15 protein-coding genes are annotated in these 19411 nt (G+C 71.3%); 4 read left to right on the top strand and 11 right to left on the bottom strand.

The window, feature by feature from the left end; genetic code table 11:
- Positions 1 to 76: 76 nt before the first annotated feature.
- Positions 77 to 1438 (top strand): type I glutamate--ammonia ligase, encoded by a 1362-nt coding sequence (gene glnA / locus ACZ4FV_RS39565; protein WP_395862236.1) that lies wholly within the window; start codon positions 77 to 79, stop codon positions 1436 to 1438.
- Between the two features lie 111 nt (positions 1439 to 1549).
- Here glnA (ACZ4FV_RS39565) and ACZ4FV_RS39560 read toward each other — a convergent pair whose 3' ends face one another.
- Complete coding sequence (locus ACZ4FV_RS39560; RefSeq protein ID WP_395862238.1) at positions 1550 to 2176, bottom strand: TetR/AcrR family transcriptional regulator; 627 nt, start codon at positions 2174 to 2176, stop codon at positions 1550 to 1552.
- A 242-nt stretch (positions 2177 to 2418) separates the two neighbouring features.
- Between ACZ4FV_RS39560 and ACZ4FV_RS39555 the strand changes: the two genes are divergently transcribed.
- A complete protein-coding gene (locus tag ACZ4FV_RS39555; protein WP_465325490.1) occupies positions 2419 to 5436 on the top strand; it encodes a bifunctional [glutamine synthetase] adenylyltransferase/[glutamine synthetase]-adenylyl-L-tyrosine phosphorylase in 3018 nt (1005 codons plus the stop codon).
- Here ACZ4FV_RS39555 and ACZ4FV_RS39550 read toward each other — a convergent pair.
- The 3 genes from ACZ4FV_RS39550 to glnA (ACZ4FV_RS39540) all read right to left on the bottom strand — a co-directional run bounded on the left by ACZ4FV_RS39550 (position 5400) and on the right by glnA (ACZ4FV_RS39540) (position 9992).
- Positions 5400 to 6281, bottom strand: coding sequence for a phosphatase PAP2 family protein (locus ACZ4FV_RS39550; RefSeq protein ID WP_395862241.1), 882 nt, complete (start codon positions 6279 to 6281; stop codon positions 5400 to 5402). The two genes, ACZ4FV_RS39555 and ACZ4FV_RS39550, sit on opposite strands and share 37 nt — an antisense overlap.
- Before the next feature lie 494 nt (positions 6282 to 6775).
- Positions 6776 to 8224: an MFS transporter gene (locus ACZ4FV_RS39545; RefSeq protein ID WP_465325488.1), complete on the bottom strand. Its 1449-nt coding sequence runs from the start codon at positions 8222 to 8224 to the stop codon at positions 6776 to 6778.
- 358 nt (positions 8225 to 8582) lie between these two features.
- A complete protein-coding gene (glnA, locus tag ACZ4FV_RS39540) occupies positions 8583 to 9992 on the bottom strand; it encodes a type I glutamate--ammonia ligase (RefSeq protein WP_395862245.1) in 1410 nt (469 codons plus the stop codon).
- A 246-nt stretch (positions 9993 to 10238) separates the two neighbouring features.
- Between glnA (ACZ4FV_RS39540) and ACZ4FV_RS39535 the strand changes: the two genes are divergently transcribed.
- Positions 10239 to 10697 (top strand): RDD family protein, encoded by a 459-nt coding sequence (locus ACZ4FV_RS39535; protein WP_465325486.1) that lies wholly within the window; start codon positions 10239 to 10241, stop codon positions 10695 to 10697.
- A gap of 219 nt (positions 10698 to 10916) precedes the next feature.
- Here the strand turns inward: ACZ4FV_RS39535 and ACZ4FV_RS39530 are convergent, their stop codons facing one another.
- The 5 genes from ACZ4FV_RS39530 to ACZ4FV_RS39510 form a co-directional block, all read right to left on the bottom strand.
- The gene (locus ACZ4FV_RS39530; RefSeq protein WP_395862249.1) at positions 10917 to 11603 is read right to left on the bottom strand and encodes a DUF4191 domain-containing protein; all 687 of its coding nucleotides are present in this window, start codon (positions 11601 to 11603) and stop codon (positions 10917 to 10919) included.
- 198 nt (positions 11604 to 11801) lie between these two features.
- The gene (locus tag ACZ4FV_RS39525) at positions 11802 to 12065 is read right to left on the bottom strand and encodes a hypothetical protein (protein ID WP_395862252.1); all 264 of its coding nucleotides are present in this window, start codon (positions 12063 to 12065) and stop codon (positions 11802 to 11804) included.
- 91 nt (positions 12066 to 12156) lie between these two features.
- Positions 12157 to 13128 carry a lipoyl synthase gene (gene lipA / locus ACZ4FV_RS39520; protein WP_395862254.1) on the bottom strand — a complete coding sequence of 324 codons (972 nt, stop codon included), beginning with the start codon at positions 13126 to 13128 and terminating at the stop codon, positions 12157 to 12159.
- Positions 13129 to 13417: 289 nt separating this feature from the next.
- Positions 13418 to 14212, bottom strand: a complete 795-nt coding sequence (lipB, locus tag ACZ4FV_RS39515; protein ID WP_395862257.1) for a lipoyl(octanoyl) transferase LipB — start codon at positions 14210 to 14212, stop codon at positions 13418 to 13420.
- A 28-nt stretch (positions 14213 to 14240) separates the two neighbouring features.
- Entirely contained in the window at positions 14241 to 14954 is a 714-nt protein-coding gene (locus ACZ4FV_RS39510; protein ID WP_465325483.1) for a hypothetical protein, read from the bottom strand.
- A gap of 427 nt (positions 14955 to 15381) precedes the next feature.
- Here ACZ4FV_RS39510 and ACZ4FV_RS39505 point away from each other — a divergent pair, with 427 nt between their 5' ends.
- Entirely contained in the window at positions 15382 to 16752 is a 1371-nt protein-coding gene (locus ACZ4FV_RS39505; protein ID WP_395862260.1) for a regulator, read from the top strand.
- Positions 16753 to 16843: 91 nt separating this feature from the next.
- Here the strand turns inward: ACZ4FV_RS39505 and ACZ4FV_RS39500 are convergent, their stop codons facing one another.
- Positions 16844 to 18088, bottom strand: coding sequence for an NAD(P)/FAD-dependent oxidoreductase (locus ACZ4FV_RS39500; protein WP_395862261.1), 1245 nt, complete (start codon positions 18086 to 18088; stop codon positions 16844 to 16846).
- 250 nt (positions 18089 to 18338) lie between these two features.
- On the bottom strand, positions 18339 to 19232 hold the full coding sequence (locus ACZ4FV_RS39495; RefSeq protein ID WP_465325480.1) for a TIGR01777 family oxidoreductase: 894 nt from the start codon (positions 19230 to 19232) through the stop codon (positions 18339 to 18341).
- Between the last annotated feature and the right edge of the window lie 179 nt (positions 19233 to 19411).

Genomic DNA, 19411 nt, shown 5'->3' with positions numbered 1-19411 from the left:
GAAGCGGGATACTCGTGTGCCCCGCAGTGCCCTGCCGATCGCTCACAGGCCGTCCGACCTGCAAGGATAGGGAATTATGGATAAGCAGCAGGAGTTCGTGCTTCGCACCCTGGAGGAGCGCGACATCCGGTTCGTGCGACTGTGGTTCACCGACGTGCTCGGGTTCCTGAAGTCGGTCGCGGTGGCTCCGGCCGAATTGGAGCAGGCGTTCGCCGAGGGCATCGGCTTCGACGGGTCGGCGATCGAGGGCTTCGCCCGGGTGCACGAGTCCGACATGCTGGCGAAGCCGGATCCGGCCACGTTCCAGATCCTGCCGTGGCGGGCCGAGGCACCCGGCACCGCGCGGATGTTCTGCGACATCCTGATGCCCGACGGCTCGCCGTCCTTCGCGGACCCGCGCTACGTGCTCAAGCGCACCCTGGAGCGGGCCTCGGAGAAGGGTTTCACCTTCTACACGCACCCCGAGATCGAGTTCTTCCTGTTCAAGGAGAAGCCCGTCGACGGCCGGCCGCCGACCCCGGTGGACCACAGCGGCTACTTCGACCACACGCCGCAGCCGGTCGGCCAGGACTTCCGCCGCCAGGCGATCACGATGCTCGAGAACATGGGCATCTCGGTCGAGTTCAGCCACCACGAGGGTGCGCCGGGTCAGCAGGAGATCGACCTGCGCTACGCGGACGCGCTGAGCACGGCCGACAACATCATGACCTTCCGCCTGGTGGTCAAGGAGGTCGCGCTGGAGCAGGGCGTGCACGCGTCCTTCATGCCCAAGCCGTTCTCCGAGCACCCGGGCTCGGGCATGCACACCCACCTGTCCCTGTTCGAGGGCGACCGCAACGCGTTCTACGAGGCCGGCGCCGAGTACCAGCTCTCCAAGGTCGGCCGCTCGTTCATCGCGGGCCTGCTCAAGCACGCCGGCGAGATGGCCGCGATCACGAACCAGTGGGTCAACTCGTACAAGCGGCTGTGGGGCGCGTCGGCGCGCACCGCGGGGATGGGTGGCGAGGCCCCCTCGTACATCTGCTGGGGGCACAACAACCGCTCCGCGCTGGTGCGGGTGCCGATGTACAAGCCGACCAAGGGCCAGTCCACCCGGATCGAGGTGCGCCAGATCGACTCGGCGTGCAACCCGTACCTGGCCTATGCCGTGCTACTCGGCGCCGGGCTCAAGGGCGTCGAGGAGGGCTACGAACTGCCCGCCGGTGCCGAGGACGACGTGTGGGCGCTGACCGACGCCGAGCGCCGCGCGCTGGGCATCGCGCCGCTGCCGCAGAACCTGGCCGAGGCGATCGCGCTGATGGAGCGCAGCGACCTGCTGCCGGAGATCCTCGGCGAGCACGTCTTCGAGTTCTTCCTGCGCAACAAGCGGCACGAGTGGGAGGAGTACCGCCAGCAGGTGACGCCCTTCGAGCTGAAGCGGTACCTGCCGGTGCTCTGACGCCGGTGCCGTGGTGCCGGTGTTTCCGGTGCTCCGAGCGCGCGACGCGAACGGCCCGACCCCCGATGTGTCGGGGGTCGGGCCGTTGCTCGTGGAGCGGCGCGCGGGTGCTCAGGTCATCGGCGGGCCGAGGAGTTCGAGGATGTAGCGGACGTAGGCGTCCTTGTCCTCGCCCTGGGGCAACAGCTGCGGCGCGCCCCGGCGGATCAGCGCGATGCCGACGGTCATCGTCAGCGCGGTCAGCGCGTGTCGGTAGGCGGCGTCGGCGGGCAGGCCGAGCTCCTCGGTGAGCCGGGCGCCGAACTCCAGGCGGCGACGGGTGACCTGCTCCAGGATCGGGCCCACCACCGGGTGCTGGGCGTGGATCAGCAGCGTGGTGGTGATGTCCGCGCCGCTGGGCGCGGTGAACGCGTACTCGGTGAGTCGGCGTCCGCGCTCCACCGGATCCTCGATGCGTTCGGCGGCGGCCATCAGTTCCTCGGACTCGGCCACCCAGCGTTCCAGCGCGGCCTGGATGAGCGAGTCGCGGTCCTTGAAGTGCCAGTAGAAGCTGCCCTTGGTGGTGCCGAGGCGTTCCGCGAGGGGTTCCACCGCGACGGCGCCCAAGCCGCCCTCTCGCATCGCCTCCAGGGCCGCCCGAGCCCAGTCCTCTCGGCTGAGGGTGCGGCGGCCGGGGCGAGCGGGCCGGTCCGGATCGTCGTCTGATTGAACCCTCTCCGAGGGAACACCGTTGCGCATGGCACCTACGCTAACGTAGGGTGACGTTCCGTACGGTGGCGTATGGCAGCTCGTCGCTACGGAGGCCTCTTCGGGCCGTGGGACGGACGGCTCGCAGAGTGGAACTGTCGTCCGCCGCCGGGCGAGGACGCGCCGCATTCAAGTTCGCCGCGGTCGGGGGGCTCGGCGAGCCCCGTGCGGCGCGTCCACATTCCCAGTTCCGTTCTTGATCGATCAGCCGTTTCACCGGATACGCTCGGCCGGTGACCTCTGTGGATCAGCCTCGCGAACCGGCGGCCACCGACGGGCGCCTGGTCCGGCTCGGCTTCACCGACATCGCGGGCGCCGCACGCAATCTGCGCGATCCGGCCCTGCTCGGCGCCGGGGACGACTCGCTCTTCCTGGACGCCCTCGCCGCCACCGCCGACCCCGACCTCGCGCTGCTCGGCCTGGTGCGCCTCGCCGAAGCCGCCGACGACGCCCCCGTTCTGCTCTCCACCCTCGCGTCCGCGAAGCCCTTCCGCGATCGCATACTGGGCGTTCTGGGAGTGAGCGCGGCACTGGGCGACCACCTCGCGCGGCACCCCGAGGACTGGCGCTCCCTGGTCACCTACGACGTCCAGGACGCCCGACCCACCCCCGCCTACTTCCACGCCGTGCTCACCACCGCCACCGCCGGCCTGCGCGGCGACCCGGCACTGGACGCGCTGCGGATCGGCTATCGCCGCTGCCTGCTCTCGATCGCCGCCCGCGACGTGTGCGGCAGTGCCGACGAGCCGACCGTGGCCACCGAACTCGCCGACCTGGCCGGCGCCACCCTGGACGCCGCGCTCGACCTGGTCCGGCGCGAACACCCGGTCGAGGCCGAGCAGTGCCGGCTCGCGGTGATCGGCATGGGCAAGTGCGGCGGGCGCGAACTCAACTACATCAGCGACGTGGACGTGGTCTTCGTCGCCGAGGCCCCACCCGGCGTGCCCGAGGGGGTGGCGGTCGCCGCCGCCAATCGGCTGGCCGGCGCGCTGATGCGGACCTGCTCGGCGACCACCATCGAGGGCTCGATCTGGGAGGTGGACGCCAACCTGCGCCCGGAGGGCCGCAACGGCCCGCTCACCCGCACCCTGGCCAGCCACCTCGCCTACTACGAACGCTGGGCCAAGACCTGGGAGTTCCAGGCCCTGCTCAAGGCCCGCCCGGTGGCCGGCGACCCGGCACTGGGCAAGAAGTACCTGGACAGCGTGTCCCCGTTGGTGTGGACCGCCGCCCGCCGGGAGAACTTCGTCGCCGACGTGCAGGCGATGCGCCGCCGGGTGGTGGACAGCATTCCGGCGCGCGAGGTGGAGCGCGAGGTCAAGCTCGGCCCCGGCGGCCTGCGCGACATCGAATTCGCGGTCCAGCTCCTGCAGTTGGTGCACGGCAAGTCCGACCGGACGCTGCGCAGCGGCTCGACGCTGGACGCGCTCGCCGCGCTGTCCGCGGCGGGCTATGTGGGCCGCGACGACGGCGCCGCGCTGGACGCCGCGTACCGCTTCCTGCGCACGCTCGAGCACCGGATCCAACTCTTCCGGCTGCGCCGTACCCACCTGATGCCGACCGACCCCGGCGAACTGCGCCGGATCGGCCGCTCGATGGGCATGCGCTCGAACCCGGTGGGCGAACTGGAGAAGGCCTGGAGACAGCAGACGGTGGAGGTGCGCCGGCTGCACGAGAAGTTGTTCTACCGGCCGCTGCTGGACGCGGTCGCCCGGCTCAAGGCGGGCGAGCAGCGGCTCACCCCCGAGGCCGCGCGGGCCCGCTTCGAGGCACTGGGGTACGCCGACCCGGCCGCCGCGATGCGCCACCTGGAGGCGCTCGCCTCCGGAGTCAGCCGGCGTGCCTCGATCCAGCGCACGCTGCTGCCGGTGATGCTGAGCTGGTTCGCCGACTCGGCGGATCCGGACGCCGGGCTGCTCGCCTTCCGGCAGGTCTCCGACGCGCTCGGCAACACGCACTGGTATCTGCGCCTGCTGCGCGACTCCGGGGCGGGCTCGTCGGGGGCGGCGGCGGAGAACATGGCCCGTGTGCTCGCGTCCGGGCGGCTCGCGCCGGACCTGGTGCTGCGTGCGCCCGAGGCGGTCGCGATGCTCGGCGACGGGGACGGGCTGCGGCCACGCTCGCGGGCGGCCCTGGAGACCGAGATCCTGGCCGCGGTGGGGCGGGCGCCGGGTCCGGAGAGCGCGGTGCAGGCGGCGCGCAGCGTGCGTCGGCGCGAACTGTTCCGGATCGTCGCCACCGATGTGCTGGGCCGGCTGGACGTGGACGCCACCGGCAAGGCGCTCACCGATGTCAACGCGGCGACGCTGACCGGCGCGCTTCGGGCCGCCATAGACGCGTGCGAGCGCACCCGGGGGCCGATCCCGACCCGGCTCGCGATCATCGCGATGGGGCGGTTCGGCGGCTACGAGCAGGGCTACGGCAGCGACGCGGACGTGATGTTCGTACACGAGCCGATCGAGGGCGCCGAGGAGGAGTCCGCGTCCCGGGCCGCGCAGTTCGTGTGCAACGAGGTGCGCCGGCTGCTGCAGATCCCGTCCACGGATCCGCCGCTGCTGATCGACGCCGACCTGCGGCCCGAGGGGCGGCAGGGGCCGCTGGTGCGCACGCTCGCGTCGTATCGCGCCTACTACGAGCGCTGGTCCAAGCTGTGGGAGAGCCAGGCGCTGCTGCGGGCCGACTTCACCTCGGGGGACGCGGACCTGGGCCGGCGGTTCCTGGAGATGGTCGATCCGCTGCGTTATCCGGAGGGCGGGATCGACGACACGCAGGTGCGGGAGATCCGGCGGATGAAGGCCCGGATCGAGTCCGAGCGGCTGCCCCGCGGCGCCGATCCGACCACGCACACCAAGCTCGGGCGCGGCGGGCTGGCCGACGTGGAATGGGTGGTGCAACTCCTGCAACTCCGGCACGCGCACGCGGTGCCCGCGTTGCGGGTGACCGGCACCCGACAGGGACTCGCGGCGGCCCGGGACGCGGGCCTGCTCGACCCGCACGACGCCCGGATCCTGGACGACGCCTGGGTCGTGGCCACCCGGGTGCGCAACGCGGTGATGATCGTGCGCGGCCGGTCCTCGGACAGCTTCCCGTCCGATGTGCGCGAGCTGGGCGGGGTGGCCCGGCTGCTCGGCCACCGGCCGGAGGAGACCGGCAGCCTGATCGAGGACTATCGACGCATGACGCGGCTCGCCCGGGCCGTGGTGGACCGGGTGTTCTACGGTGAGGACGAGACTTCGACCGGCTCGCGTTGAGGCCGCTCGCCGGCTCCGTCGCCGCGCCCCTCGTCGCGCGTGCCCGCGCGCGGGCGTACCGGCCGCCCGTGGGGCTCGGGCGCGGAGCGTGGGTCGTCCGGCGGGTACTGCGGGAAGCGGTACGCGGAGCGCCCGTTGAGCAGGCACTGCAGGCCGAAGGCGGCGGCGAGGGTGATCCAGCCGCCGACCGCGTCCAGCACGAAGTGGTTGCCGGTGGCCACGATCACGAACAGCGTGGTGATCGGGTACAACACACCGAGCACCTTGACCCACATCGGCCGGGCGAACATCACGATGGCCATCGCGCACCACGTCGACCAGCCGATGTGCATCGACGGCATCGCGGCGTACTGGTTGGAGACGTTCTTCATGTCGCCGGACGCCATCGAGCCCCACGTGTGGTGGACCAGGACGGTGTCGATGTAGCCGGCGCCCGGCAGTAGTCGGGGCGGGGCCAGGGCGTAGAAGAAGTATCCGAACAGGGCCAGGCCGGTGGTCAGGAACAACACCGTGCGCACGGCCCGGTATCGGCCGGGGTGTCTGTGGAAGAGCCACACCAGGACACCGATGGTCACCACGAAGTGCAGCGTCGCGTAGTAGTAGTTCATCGACACGATCAACCATGTGACGCCGTTCACGGCGTGGTTGACGCTGTGTTCGATGTCGATGTGCAGCGTCTTCTCGAAATCGAGCAGTTGCCAGGCGCGCTCCACGGCGACGTGTTGGCGCTCCGGTACCGCGTTGCGGACCAGCGAATAGACCCAGTAACTCAACGCGATCAGCGCCAGTTCGACCACGAATCGCGGACGACGCGGCGTGCTCAGATAGACACGCAATCGGGTCATCGTGGGGATCGGCTGCATGATTGTCCGTCCGGCTTCGTCGGTCACCCGTCGCCCCGACGGCGGCATGGTCTCTCGGCTCGGATTGCCCCCCATGGCTCAAGTCTGCCAGAGCCCATCCTTTCGCCGATCACCCTGTAGGGCCATCCGAGGGCGATCCTCTCCTTCTCGGGTGGGAGGAATCGGGGCGTAATGGGGGAGATCTCCGGGGGTGTTCGGCGCCCGGCGGCGAGGGCCGCGGTCGGCTTCGGGGGTTTCGGGGGCGGAGCGGTGGAGGTTCGCACGTGCGCGTGCCGCCCTCCGGTTCGTGGAGGGCGGCACGCGGTGTGCGGTCGCTGTGTGGTCGTTTGATTGCTCTTCGTGTGCCCTTCGTGTGTTATTTGTGTGCTCTTTATGCGCTCTTGGCGCGCTCTTCGAACGGTCGGCGTGAGTCCTCGTGGGGTCTTTGGTCCGGGTGGGATGGGCGGCCCCGGCCGGGACGGTGGGCCGGGATGTGATCAGTGGGTCGGGACGGACTCGGGGGGATTGTCGGCGGGGGTGCTTCCCGCAGTCGTGGTGGCCGGCTTGCGGAGGGTGGCGGCGGCGATCAGGGCGCCGGCGGCGGCGATCGCGGCGGCGCCGAGGAAGGCGGCGGAGAAGCCGTTGGTGAGCGCGTCGGCGTTGCCGACCTCCCGGGCGCCGTGCGCGGCGGCGACGGCGGTCATCGCGGCCAGGCCGAGGGCCGAGCCGATCTGGTAGCTGGTGTTGACGATGCCGGAGGCGAGCCCGCCCTCCTCGGGCCGCGCGCTGGAGATCGCGGTGCCGAGAGAGGGGATGAAGGCGAGGGCCATGCCCGCGGCGGCGAGCAGCGAGGCGGGCAGGACGTCGACCCAGTACGAGCCGTCGGACCGGGCGAAGGACAGCCACAACATGCCGCCGGCGAGCGCGGCGAGGCCGGTGACCACGAGCGGGTTGGGGCCGAAGCGGGCGATCAGGCGTGGGGCGAGCACGATCATCATCACCATGATGGCCACGGTCATCGGCAGCAGCGCGGATCCGGAGGCGAAGGCGCCCAGACCGAGCACCTGCTGCAGGTAGAGGTTGAGGAAGAACCACATCGGGATCCAGGCGCCGGCCATCAACAACTGGGCGAGGTTGGCGGCGGCCAGGCCCGGCGTGCGCAGGATGCGCAGTGGCATCAGCGGCTCGGCCCGCTTGGCCTGGAGGAGCAGGAACAGCGCGACCAGCGCGATGCCGGCGGCGAGGACGAGCAGGGTCTCGGCGGAGCCCCAGCCGGTCTCCGGGGCGCGGACGACGGCGTACACGGCGGCGCCGAGGCCGGCGGTGACGGTGACCGCGCCGAGGAGGTCGATGCCGCCGCGGCGGGCGGGGGCATCGGGCATCAGCGCCGGGGTCGCGACGAGGGCGAGGATCGCGACGGGGATGTTGACGTAGAAGACCCAGGGCCAGCTCGCGTATTCGGTGATCAGACCGCCGAGGAAGACGCCGGCCGTGCCACCGGCCGGTGCCGCCGCGCCGTACAGCGCGAACGCCTTGGTGAGCTCCTTGGGGTTGCCACCGAAGAGCATCATCAGCAGGGTCAGTGCCGAGGGCGCGATCAGCGCGGCGCCGACGCCCTGGACGGCACGTCCGGCGAGCTCGACCCAGACCTCGTTCGCGAGGCCCGCCCCGAGCGAGCCGACCCCCAGGATCGCCCACCCGGTGGAGAACATGCGCTTGGCCCCGAAGAGGTCCGACAGCCGCCCGCCGAGCAGGAGCAGCCCGCCGAACGCGACGACGTAGGCGTTGAACACCCAGGACAGATTCTCCTGCGAGAACCCGAGATCGGTGCGCATTTCGGGCAGAGCCACACCGATGATCGACGTGTCCATGATGACCATGAACTGAGCCAGCGCAATCAGCGCAAGCGCCGCCCAGCGACGCGGATTCGGCTGGGGTTGAGACATCGTGATCACTCCGTAGATACACGTGGGGGGTATCGAGCGATCAGGAACATACCCTAGGGGGGTATCAATGACCAGGGGTAGGGTGGAAATACCTCATGGGGGTATGCGAACAGCAGCCCTCGGCACCTCGAATTCCCCGGGACCGCCACCCTCGCCGCCGTCTCGGGCCGCACGACGAAACGGCCCTGCGCCCGCGGATGAGCGCGGAGGCAGGGCCGTTCCGTCGTGGGCGCGTGGGCGCGTGGGCGCGACACCCACCCCGAGCCCGCCGGCCGCACACGAAGAAGGCCGTCGACCGCGCTATGGGCAGCGGTCGACGGCCTTGTCTTCGGGGGCGGGAGCGCCCGGCTACTTCGGCTTAGATGTCGAAGTAGAGCTCGAACTCGTGGGGGTGCGGGCGCAGGCGGACCGGGTCGATTTCCTTGGTGCGCTTGTATTCGATCCAGGTGTCGATCAGGTCCTGGGTGAACACGCCGCCTTCGAGGAGGTACTCGTGGTCGGCTTCGAGGGCGTCGAGGACCTCGGCGAGGGTGCCGGGGACCTGGGGGACGGCCTGGTGCTCGTCGGGAGCCAGCTCGTACAGGTCCTTGTCGACGGGCTCGAGCGGCTCGATCTTGTTCTTGATGCCGTCGAGGCCGGCCATCAACTGGGCGGCGAAGGCCAGGTACGGGTTGGCCGACGGGTCCGGGACGCGGAACTCGACGCGCTTGGCCTTGGGGTTGCTGCCCGTGATCGGGATGCGGATGCAGGCCGAGCGGTTGCGCTGCGAGTAGACCAGGTTGACCGGCGCCTCGAAGCCCGGGACCAGGCGGTGGTAGGAGTTCACCGTCGGGTTCGTGAAGGCAAGCAGCGACGGGGCGTGCTTGAGCAGACCGCCGATGAAGTAGCGGGCCGTGTCGGACAGACCCGCGTAGCCCTGCTCGTCGTAGAACAGCGGCGAGCCGTCGGTCCACAGCGACATGTGACAGTGCATGCCCGAGCCGTTGTCGCCGAAGATCGGCTTCGGCATGAAGGTCGCGGTCTTGCCGTTGCGCCACGCGACGTTCTTGACGATGTACTTGAACAGCATCAGGTCGTCGGCCGCGGCCAGCAGCGTGTTGAACTTGTAGTTGATCTCGGCCTGGCCGGCGGTGCCCACCTCGTGGTGCTGGCGCTCGATCTCCAGGCCCGCGGCCTCGAGCTCGAGGGAGATCTCCGCGCGCAGGTCGGCGAAGTGGTCGACCGGCGGGGTCGGGAAGTAGCCGCCCTTGTACCGGACCTTGTAGCCGCGGTTGTTCTCCTCCTGGCCCGTGTTCCAGGCCCCCGCCTCGGAGTCGATGTGGTAGAAGGACTCGTTCGCGCCGGTCGCGAAGCGCACGCTGTCGAACACGTAGAACTCGGCCTCGGGGCCGAAGTACGCCGTGTCGGCGATGCCGGTGCCGGCGAGGTAGCGCTCGGCCTTCTTCGCGACGTTGCGCGGGTCGCGGCTGTACTCCTCATCCGTCAGCGGGTCGTGGATGAAGAAGTTGATGTTGAGCGTCTTGTCCTTGCGGAACGGGTCGAGCCGCGCCGTGGACAGGTCGGGGCGAAGCGCCATGTCCGACTCGTGGATCGCCTGGAAGCCGCGGATCGAGGATCCGTCGAACGCCAGCGTCTCACTCGGGTCGAACGTCTTCGCCGGGACCGTGAAGTGCTGCATCACGCCAGGCAGGTCGCAAAAACGAACGTCGACGAACTTGACGTCGTTGTCGGCGATGTATCGCGACACCTCTTCGGCGTTGTTGAACATCAATCCTCCTCGACCCGGCGCCAGGCGCGGGTAATTGCGTTCGCGGGGAGCGGCCTCCTCCCCGGTGGCCACTAGGCCTCGAAGGTAGGCGCGAGCGGTTTCCCGTCGGTGTCCCTCGTGTTTCCGGGATGTTACGCACCCACCCGTACGGGGCGGCCCGTCTTTGCCCGGATGCATGCCCATGATCATCTCGCGCACACACACCCCGGGGCGGGTGAATCGGCCCGGCTCGTCTACTTTGGATGGGTGGACGAGAACACGACCGCATCGCGGAACCAGGCCCCCGGGGCGGCGGGCGAAGACTTCGGCTACCGCGGCAAGCGTCTCGGGCTGCCCGAGGGCGGACCCAACTCGCTCGCGCCCACCGGGCGCAGGTTGATCGCCCTGCTCATCGACTGGAGCATCTGCTACATCATCGCGCTGTCCTTCATAGGCGGCGGCGACCTCAACGATCCCGGGACGAGCTGGGGCACCCTGGCCGTGTTCGCCGCCGAGAACCTGCTCCTGGTGAGCACGATCGGCTGGACCTTCGGCAAGCGGATCATGGGCATCCGGGTGGTGTCGGTCACCCGCGACACGCTGCTGCCGCTCGCGGTCGTGGTACGTACGTTCCTGCTGTGCCTGGTGATCCCGCCGGCGATCTACGACCGGGACGGGCGCGGGTTCCACGACAAGGCGGTCGGCACCGCGGTGGTGCGTGCGTAGTTCGTAACACGACGCGTGCCGATACGGCGCCCGCGGGCACGACGCGTGCGGGCACGACCCCGCGGACGCGACGCGTACGAACCGGCGCGACGGACTCGGGTTACGACCACCCGGACCCGGTACGGCAAAAGAGCGGCGGCGATCCGATGCGGATCGCCGCCGCTCTCGCGATCGGGCGGGGACGGGGTGCTGCTGCGTGGCGCGGTGGCCGTCGAGGGGTCAGCCGCGCGGGCCGCGCGGCATGCGCGCGCCCTTCGGCATCGGGCCCTTGGGCACCGGCATGTTCTTCATCAGGTCGCCGACCGCGCGCAGGCGGTCGTTGACCACCGCGACCTCGGGCTTGGCCATGGTCGGGCTCAACTTCATGATGTGCCGTTGCAGCTTGCGCAGCGGGACCTGGCCCTCGTCGTTGCCGACGATGATCGTGTGCACCACGGTGCTCGCAGCCAGGCGGGACATGCGCTTCTTCTCATCGGCCAGCAGTCGCGTCACGCGACCGGGCTGGCCCTCGCCCACCAGGATGATGCCGGGGCGACCCACGGCGCGGTGCACGACATCCTGCTGGCGGGTGATGGCCACGGTGGGGGTCACGACCCAGCCACGCTTGAGTGACTGCATGACCGCCAACGCCGCGCCGGGCTGGCCCTCCATCTGGCCGAGCACCGACTTCTCGGCCCGTCGTCCGAAGATGAAGGCCGCCGCGAGCAGACCCACGAGGGCACCGAAGATGCCCAGGTAGATCGGATGTCCCCACCAGAAGCCGATGGCCAGGAGTACTGCGAATACGCCCAGGCCCCAGGCCGCCACAATCAAGCCGACCCACGGATCGGCCTTCTTCGTCTGCTGGTAGGCGAGCCGGATCTGCTTCAGCCGGCCGCTCTTCTCGGATGGTTCCTTGCTCGCCATGTGAAAAGGATACTGGCGTGCCATCCACCCGGGACAATGGCTGCCGACAGCTTGTCCGAACCTTCATGCGACCGGCGCAGCGCCGCGGCCGTCCGACGGGAGACGAGCCCCCGGCGAACGGCCGAACGGTGTCGCGGGCGGCCGGGCGCGGACACCTGTGTCCACACCCGCGTCACGCGATGCCACACGTGTCGCGGGTCAGTGCGAGCCGGCGCCCGGTGTCGGGTTGACCGGGGCGAGCCGGGCCAGGATGTCGGAGGCCTCGGCGCGGGCGCGGGCACGGTTGCGGTCGGCGCACACCGCGGCCCACGCGTTGCGCCGTGCGGTGCGCTGGCCACCCTCGAACATCAGCACGGTCTCGACCGCTCGGAAGACCCGGCCGACGGTCGCCCGCCGGGCCGCGGCGCCGCGGTCGAACGCGCCCCACAGAACCGAGGCGTTGTCCTGCTGCGTGTCCTGCATAACGTCGTCCCCCTACCTGTTCTCGGTGCGAAGGCTCACCGCACTGCGGTCGACTCTCGCAACAATGTGTTACCAAACGATGACGTCAGGGTCAAACCGACGTGAAGGTCTGCACACCTTCGCCCGAAGCGGAGCGGGTTTCGCGTACTTCGAGGGCCTGGCGGTAGAGCCGGCCCGCGCGGTACGACGAGCGGACCAGGGGGCCGGAGAGCACGCCCGCGAAGCCGATCTCCTCGGCCTCCTCGTTCAGCTCGACGAACTCCTCCGGGCGCACCCAGCGCTCCACGGGGTGGTGTCGCACGCTCGGCCGCAGGTACTGCGTGATGGTCAGCAGCTCGCAGCCGGCGTCGTACAGGTCCTGCATGGCCTGGCTGATCTCGGCGCGTTCCTCGCCCATGCCCAGGATCAGGTTGGACTTGGTGACCAGGCCGTCGGCCCGGGCCTGGGTGATCACGTCGAGCGAGCGCTCGTAGCGGAAGCCCGGCCGGATGCGCTTGAAGATCCGCGGCACCGTCTCGATGTTGTGCGCGAGCACCTCGGGACGGGAGGAGAACACCTCGGCCAGTTGGTCCGGCTGGGCGGTGAAGTCCGGGATCAGCAGCTCCACCCCGGTCCCCGGGTTCAGCTCCTTGATCTGGCGGACGGTCTCCGCGTACAGCCACGCGCCGCCGTCGGGCAGGTCGTCGCGGGCGACGCCGGTGATGGTCGCGTACTTCAGGCCCATCGCCTGGACCGACTCCGCGACGCGGCGCGGTTCGTCCCGGTCCAGCTCGGCCGGCTTGCCGGTGTCGATCTGGCAGAAGTCGCAGCGCCGGGTGCACTGGTCGCCGCCGATCAGGAAGGTCGCCTCGCGGTCTTCCCAACATTCGTAGATGTTGGGGCAGCCGGCCTCCTCGCACACCGTGTGCAGCCCCTCGCGCTTCACGAGTTGCTTGAGCTCGGTGTACTCGGGGCCCATCTTCGCCCGGGTCTTGATCCACGAAGGCTTGCGCTCGATGGGAGTCTCGGCGTTGCGGACTTCCAGGCGAAGCAGCTTGCGGCCGTCGGGTGCGACAGCGGACACGCGCGACTCCCTCTTCTCGGGGCAGCCTGCGGGGCGGGACAGACTGCGATGGGCCCCGACAGGATGGTCCGGGCCCGTGGTGGGGCGGTACGTCCAGAGTACGCCGAGCGAAACGGGCGTTCGGACGGCCCGTCAGGTGGCAACCCGGACGAACCGGGGTGGATTCCCCGGATGCCGGATTCGGTACGAGGCGTGCGTCACGCGGACCGTGAGGCGTGCGTCACGCGGGTGACCCGGCGCGCGTGCCGCGAGCGTCCGGGCGTGCCTCGCGCGGGCGTTCGGGCGGGCGTCACGCCGGCACGTGCGCGAACACGTCGGCGAGGTGTTTCTCGGCCAGTGGCAGTACCTCGGTGACGGTGACCTCGCGGCCCAGTTCGCGGCTCAGCGAGGTGACGCCGGCGTCCTTGATGCCGCACGGCACGATCCGGTCGTAGTACGTCATGTCGGCGTCGCAGTTGATCGCGAAGCCGTGCATGGTCACCTTGCGCGAGACCCGGACGCCGATCGCGGCGAGCTTGCGGTCGTCGCCGCGCTGGCCCGCGTTGGAGGGCGCGTACTCCGGGCCGGCCAGACGCGGGTCGAACTCGGGGTGCAGGCGCGGGTCGGGCCCGGCCGCGAGTCGGCTGTCCAGCCGCAGGTCGAGACCGCCGGTCGGGGCGGGCCGCTCGGGAACCGCGTCGCCCAGGACCCAGACGCCGCTGCGGCCCTCGATCCGGGTGGTCTCCAGGCCCAGGTCGGCGCAGACCCGGATCAGCGCCTCCTCCATCCGGCGCACGTGCGCGACCACGTCCACCGGCTCGGGCAGTCGCACGATCGGGTAGCCGACGAGTTGGCCGGGGCCGTGCCAGGTGATCTTGCCGCCCCGGTCCACGTCGACCACGGGCGTGCCGTCCATCGGGCGCTCGGAGGGGTCGGTACGGCGGCCCGCCGTGTACACCGCGGGGTGCTCGAGGAGCAGACACGTGTCGGCGGCGGCACCGCTCACCACCTGCTCGTGGACGCGGCGTTGTTCCTCCCACGCGGCCTCGTACGGAACGGCGTCGGCGCCGATGCCCAAGTGCACGAATCGCAAGAAGCTGGTCACGTCCACCAGCGTACGACGGGGCCGGATCTCACCCGTGGCCGGCGTCGAGCCCGCGTACGTGGCAGGTGACACCGGTGAACGTGCAGCCGATCGACTCGACGTGCCCGTACAGGCCGAACTCGATCACCGCGCTGGCTCCGGGGGCCAACGGGCCCCGGCCGCGCGCGGTCGCGGTGCCGCGGTCGGTGCTGGTGCGCATGTCCTCGCCGTAGAGCATGGTGAAGCCGCTCTGCCGACCCGTCGCGGTGAGGGTGAGGTCCCACGCGGGGAGCGGGTGGGCGGTGCGGTTGGTGATGACCACCGTGCCGTCGGCGCCCCAACCGGAGTCGCTCACCGTGGCGTCGACGGTGATGTCCTTCGGGCCGGTGGTGGCGGGCGGGCGCGGGACGGGTGGGGCGGCCGACATGGGCGGCGGGCTCGAGCGGGTCGCGGTCGGGCTCGTGCTCGCGGTCGGGCTCGTGCTCGCGCTCGCCGAGGCGGACGGGGTCCGGGTCGCCGATCCGGTCGGGCTCGCGGTCGTCGTGGTGGTCGCGCCCGGGCTCGGCGAACCGGCGTCGGGAAACGCCGGAGCGGGCGCCGGCAGCGGCATGTTCACGTCGCGCGAGACCGGGCGGCCGCGGCCCTTGTCCCGATCCGAGCCGGCGAACAGGAAGACCCCGCTGGTGAGCAGCAGGCACACGAGCGCGACCGCGGCCAGCGGGATCACGATCCCGCGAGCGGTGTCGTCGGGCTGCCGGGTCACGCGTGCGCTTCCTTCGAATCGATGTCGGGCGGTCGGCGCGAGGCCGTCGGCACCGGGGTGGTCGGTCGCGAGCTTCGGTCGGGGGCGGTTACGTGGTTCGTCTCCGCGTGGGTGTCGATCATCCCATCGGGTGAACTGCCCCGCGCATGTTCCACCACGGGTCCGCGCACCGCAAGCGGCCCAGGGCTGGTGACGGCACATCGGATCCGTCCGCGGGGTTCGGCAGGTTCTGCCGAACTCGGCCGCGCCGGGCCGCCGTCGAGGCGCCGTCGGGCCCGATTCGTGCCCCGATCGCCGGGCCGATCCCGGTAACTCGAAAGGGTCATTGTTGCGAGCGTTCGGGTTGTAGCGCTCCAGAAATCGCTAGATTCTCGCGCGATCACCCACCCACACCGAACCACCGCACCAGCGGGAGGCGTTCATCTCCATGGCAGCCAGGGTCGAGCGGCGCCCCAATCACCGGCTGGCGGCGCTTGTCGAGGAAGCCGGCTTCTCACATGCCGGTCTGGCCCGACGCGTTGACCAACTCGGTGCGGAACAAGGCATCGATCTCCGGTACGACAAGACCTCCGTGGCGCGCTGGCTGCGTGGCCAACATCCGCGCGGGATCGTGCCGATACTGCTTGCCGAGGTCTTCACCCAGCGGCTCGGCCGCAAGCTCAGCGCCGAGGATCTGGGCATGGCCGGTTGCCGACCGGACTATGCCGGGCTCGAATACGCGTCCGGTCCGCCCGAGGCGGTCGAGATCGTCACCGGCATGTGGCAGGCCGACTCGGCGCAGCGATCCGCGCTGGTGGAGGCCGCGTTCACGCCCGGGGCGCTGGTGGTGCCCAGCCGGGACTGGCTGATCGGCGCCGGCGACGAGCGGCCCGCCCGGCAGGACGGCGATCGGGTCGGGCTCGGCGACGTGGCCGCGGTGCGCGCCGTCGGCGAGGCGTTTCGGCGGTTGGACAACTCGTTCGGCGGGGGTCACGGCAGACAGGCGCTGGTGCGCTACCTCGACACCGAGGTGACCGCGATACTGCGCGGGACCTACGACTCGCGCACCGGCAGCGCGTTGTTCGGCGCGGCGGCCACGCTCACCCGGCTGGTCGGCTGGATGGCGTACGACGTGGGCGTGCACGGGATGGCGCAGCGCTACTTCGTCCAGGCGCTGCGGTTGGCCCAGGCGTCGGGGGATCGGGCGCTGGGCGGATTCGTGTTGTCGACGATGAGCCGGCAGGCGGTCTACCTCGGGCACGGGCGCGAGGCGGTACAACTGGCGCGAGTCGCCCAGCAGGGCGCCTCGGCGGTGGCCACGCCCCGGGTCAGGGCGCTGTTCCACGCGGTCGAGGCGCGCGGGCACGGGCTGTTGGGGGACGCGCGGGCGTGCGGGGCGGCGCTGCTGCGCGCGGAGCAGGCGTTGGAGTGCGTCGCGGAGGGGGACGACGAGCCGGAGTGGGTCGCGTTCATGAACGAGGCGCAGCTCACCGACGACCACGCGCACTGCTACCGGGACTTGGAGGACTACGACAAGGCTCGCGAGTACGCGGAGCGGTCGTTGCGGCTGCGCGGGAGCGAGTACGCCCGCAGCCGGCTGTTCTGCCAGACCATCCTGGCCACCGCGTTGTTGGAGCTGGGCGAGGTGGAGCAGGCGTGCCGGGTGGAGGCGGAGGCGACCGAGCAGGCGGAGGGTCTGCGGTCGTCGCGGGCGGTGGACTACGTGCGCGAGTTCACGCATCGGCTGGCGCCGTACCGGGACGTGCCGGCGGTACGGGAGTTCGAGGCGCGGTCGGGGTGTTTCGTGCGCACGGCTTGAGGGTTTCCGCCCATCCGCCCACCCGTTGCGTATGGCCCGAGGGTGGTGGATTTCGGGCCTCGGGTGGGCGTGACGGGTCGGTGGGCCTTCTTCAGGCCGCCGGTACCCCCAGGTCGGCGAGGGCGGATCTGGCGGCTCGGCAGCCGGAGGCCAGGGCGCCCTGGATGGAGCTGGAGTCGCGGTGGTCGCCGCAGACGTACAGGCCGCCGATCATGCGGACCGGGCGGCGGAAGTTGTGGCCGGGCTCGACCACCGGGACGGCGCGCGGGATATGACAGGTGGTCAGGTGCGCCCACTCGGTGGTGGGCGTGTCGTACACGACGGCCAGCCGTTCGCGGACCCGTAGTTCGAGTTTGGTCGGCTCCGAGCCGTCGTGGCCCAGCACGGTGGTGGCGATCAGGGCGCGCCGGTCGGGCGCGTACGTGGGCGCGACCTGGCTGACCACCGCGGTGTGCGTGAACGGGCTGCGGGGGTCGGCCTCCACGAGCAGTGACGCGTCGGGCCGGGGAGCGGCGCGCGCCACGTGGTACAGCGTGGTCACCGGGTGGAACTCGGGCATCCGCAGGCCCGGCAGCAGGGCCACCGCCGTGGTCGGGTCGGTGGCCACGACCACCGCGCCGGCGCGGATCTCGCCCGCCACGTCGGTCAGTACGCGGTCGGCCGAGACGGACAACACCCGCACGCCGTAGCGCACCGCGCCGGCGGGCAGGCCGACCGCGAGTTGCCGGGGTACGGCGGCCATGCCGCGCGCGGGCAGTGCCACCCGGCCGCGCAGGAACGAGCGCAGCGTCAATTCGGCGAACCGGCTCGACGTGCCCAGCGCGGGATCGTGCAACAGCGCGGTCAGCAGCGGGCGCAGCGTACGGCGGGTCAGGTCCGGCGGCAGCGCGCGCATCGTCTGGGCGTCGACGGTGGCCGTCTCGGGAGCGCTCATCACCCGGGCGACCGGAGAGGACGCGGTCCGGGCCAGTAACGCGGCGAGTCGGGCGCGGTCGGTGCCGTTGCCGTTGCGCAGACCGCCGAGCGCGTCCCGGACCCGGCGGACGTCGCCGACCCGATGGGTGCGGCCGTCCTCGTGGAGCAGCACGCCGGGCTGGAACGCGCGCAACCCCAGTGCGGGGACGTCCAGTTGCCGGCCCACCTGAGGCCACGAGGTGGTCAGCGACTGGAAGCCGTGATCGACCCGGAAGCCGTCCACGAGGTCGGTGCGCACCCGCCCACCGGGTCGGTCGGCGGCCTCCAGGACCGTCACCGCAACCCCCGCCGCGGCGATGGTCCGTGCCGCGCTCAAGCCGGCCAGGCCGGCTCCCACCACGATCACCTCGGTTCGACGCACGTCGACCACGGTCGTCCTCCCGTCCCCCTGCCCACGGCCGCAGGCGCCGCGGAGTCGGTTTCATCGCCTACTGGTCATACCCAGCGAAATGCCGAAAGACCGTTGCGGTACACGGGAGTTGGTGTGGTTCGGCAGGTGTGCGACCCGCCGACCCGGTGTGCCCGTTACCGACCGGCGATCGCATCCGCCCGGCCGACGCCGCGTCCTACGGCCCGGGGCAGCGGCCGGGCGGGGGTCGCCGTCGGTCTCGTCAGCGGTTCAGGGCCGCGGCGATCGCGGTGTCGATGGTGGGGTGTCGGAAGGTGAAGCCGGAGTCGAGCAGGGTCTTGGGGAGCACACGTTGGCCGGTGAGGATCTCGTCGGCGAAGTCGCCGAGGACGGCGCGCAGGGCGAAGGGGGGTACCGCGAAGACGGTGGGGCGGTGCAGGGCCCGGCCCATCGCCCTGGTCGCCTCCGCGTTGGTGACCGGGTGCGGCGCGGTCAGGTTGACCGGGCCGGCGAGGTCGGCGCGGTCCAGGACGTGGCGGATCGCGGCGACCTCGTCGACCAGTGAGATGAAGCTCCAGTACTGCCGGCCCGAGCCGAGCCGGCCGCCCAGACCCGCCTTGAACAGCGGGAACATCCGGCCCCACGCACCGCCGGATCGGGAGACCACCAGGCCGGTCCGCAGATGGGCGACCCGGATGCCCGCCTCCAGGGCCGGTGCGGTGGCGGCCTCCCACTCGGTGCACAGGTCGGCGAGGAAGCCGCTGCCGGGCGGGGACGATTCGTCCACCTCGCGATCGCCGGTGTCGCCGTAATAGCCCATCGCGGAACCGGCCAGGAGCACGCGCGGGGCGGGCTCGAGGGCGGCCAGCGCGCGCGAGACGGCCTCGGTGCCCAGGACCCGGCTGTCGCGGAGTTCGCGCTTGTACGCGGCCGTCCAGCGCTTGTCCCCGATGCCCGCGCCGGCCAGGTGCACTGCCGCGTCCACCGGACCGAGCGAGGCGGTGTCCACGGTGCCCGCGTGCGGGTCCCAGCGCACCTCGTCCGGCCTGCCGGGAGGCCGGCGGACCAGCCGGACCACGTCGTGGCCGTCGGCGGTCAGCGAGCGGACGAGAGCGGAACCCACGAGGCCGGACGAACCGGTGACGGCGATGCGCATGGGAACATCCTTGCCCACCGGACCCCGGACATGCCGAAGGCGGCCCGGACGCGCTGTCCGGACCGCCCTCGGGACGTGCCTGGCGGGGGGGGGGGGGGGGGGGGGGGGGGGGGGGGGGGGGGGGGGGGGGGGGGGGGGGGGGGGGGGGGGGGGGGGGGGGGGGGGGGGGGAGAGGAGGG

The sequence above is a fragment of the Embleya sp. NPDC025285 genome (genome assembly GCF_055558835.1).
This window is presented reverse-complemented; position numbering and strand designations above follow the sequence as displayed.

Excerpts from the sequence above, each read along its gene's own strand:
- glnA (WP_395862236.1), top strand. The coding sequence starts at position 77 with ATGGATAAGCAGCAGGAGTTCGTGCTTCGCACCCTGGAGGAGCGCGAC.
- ACZ4FV_RS39525 (WP_395862252.1), bottom strand. The coding sequence starts at position 12,065 with ATGCAGGACACGCAGCAGGACAACGCCTCGGTTCTGTGGGGCGCGTTC.
- ACZ4FV_RS39560 (WP_395862238.1), bottom strand. The coding sequence starts at position 2,176 with ATGCGCAACGGTGTTCCCTCGGAGAGGGTTCAATCAGACGACGATCCG.
- glnA (WP_395862245.1), bottom strand. The coding sequence starts at position 9,992 with ATGTTCAACAACGCCGAAGAGGTGTCGCGATACATCGCCGACAACGAC.
- ACZ4FV_RS39550 (WP_395862241.1), bottom strand. The coding sequence starts at position 6,281 with ATGACCCGATTGCGTGTCTATCTGAGCACGCCGCGTCGTCCGCGATTC.
- ACZ4FV_RS39545 (WP_465325488.1), bottom strand. The coding sequence starts at position 8,224 with ATGTCTCAACCCCAGCCGAATCCGCGTCGCTGGGCGGCGCTTGCGCTG.
- ACZ4FV_RS39505 (WP_395862260.1), top strand. The coding sequence starts at position 15,382 with ATGGCAGCCAGGGTCGAGCGGCGCCCCAATCACCGGCTGGCGGCGCTT.
- ACZ4FV_RS39495 (WP_465325480.1), bottom strand. The coding sequence starts at position 19,232 with ATGCGCATCGCCGTCACCGGTTCGTCCGGCCTCGTGGGTTCCGCTCTC.
- ACZ4FV_RS39530 (WP_395862249.1), bottom strand. The coding sequence starts at position 11,603 with ATGGCGAGCAAGGAACCATCCGAGAAGAGCGGCCGGCTGAAGCAGATC.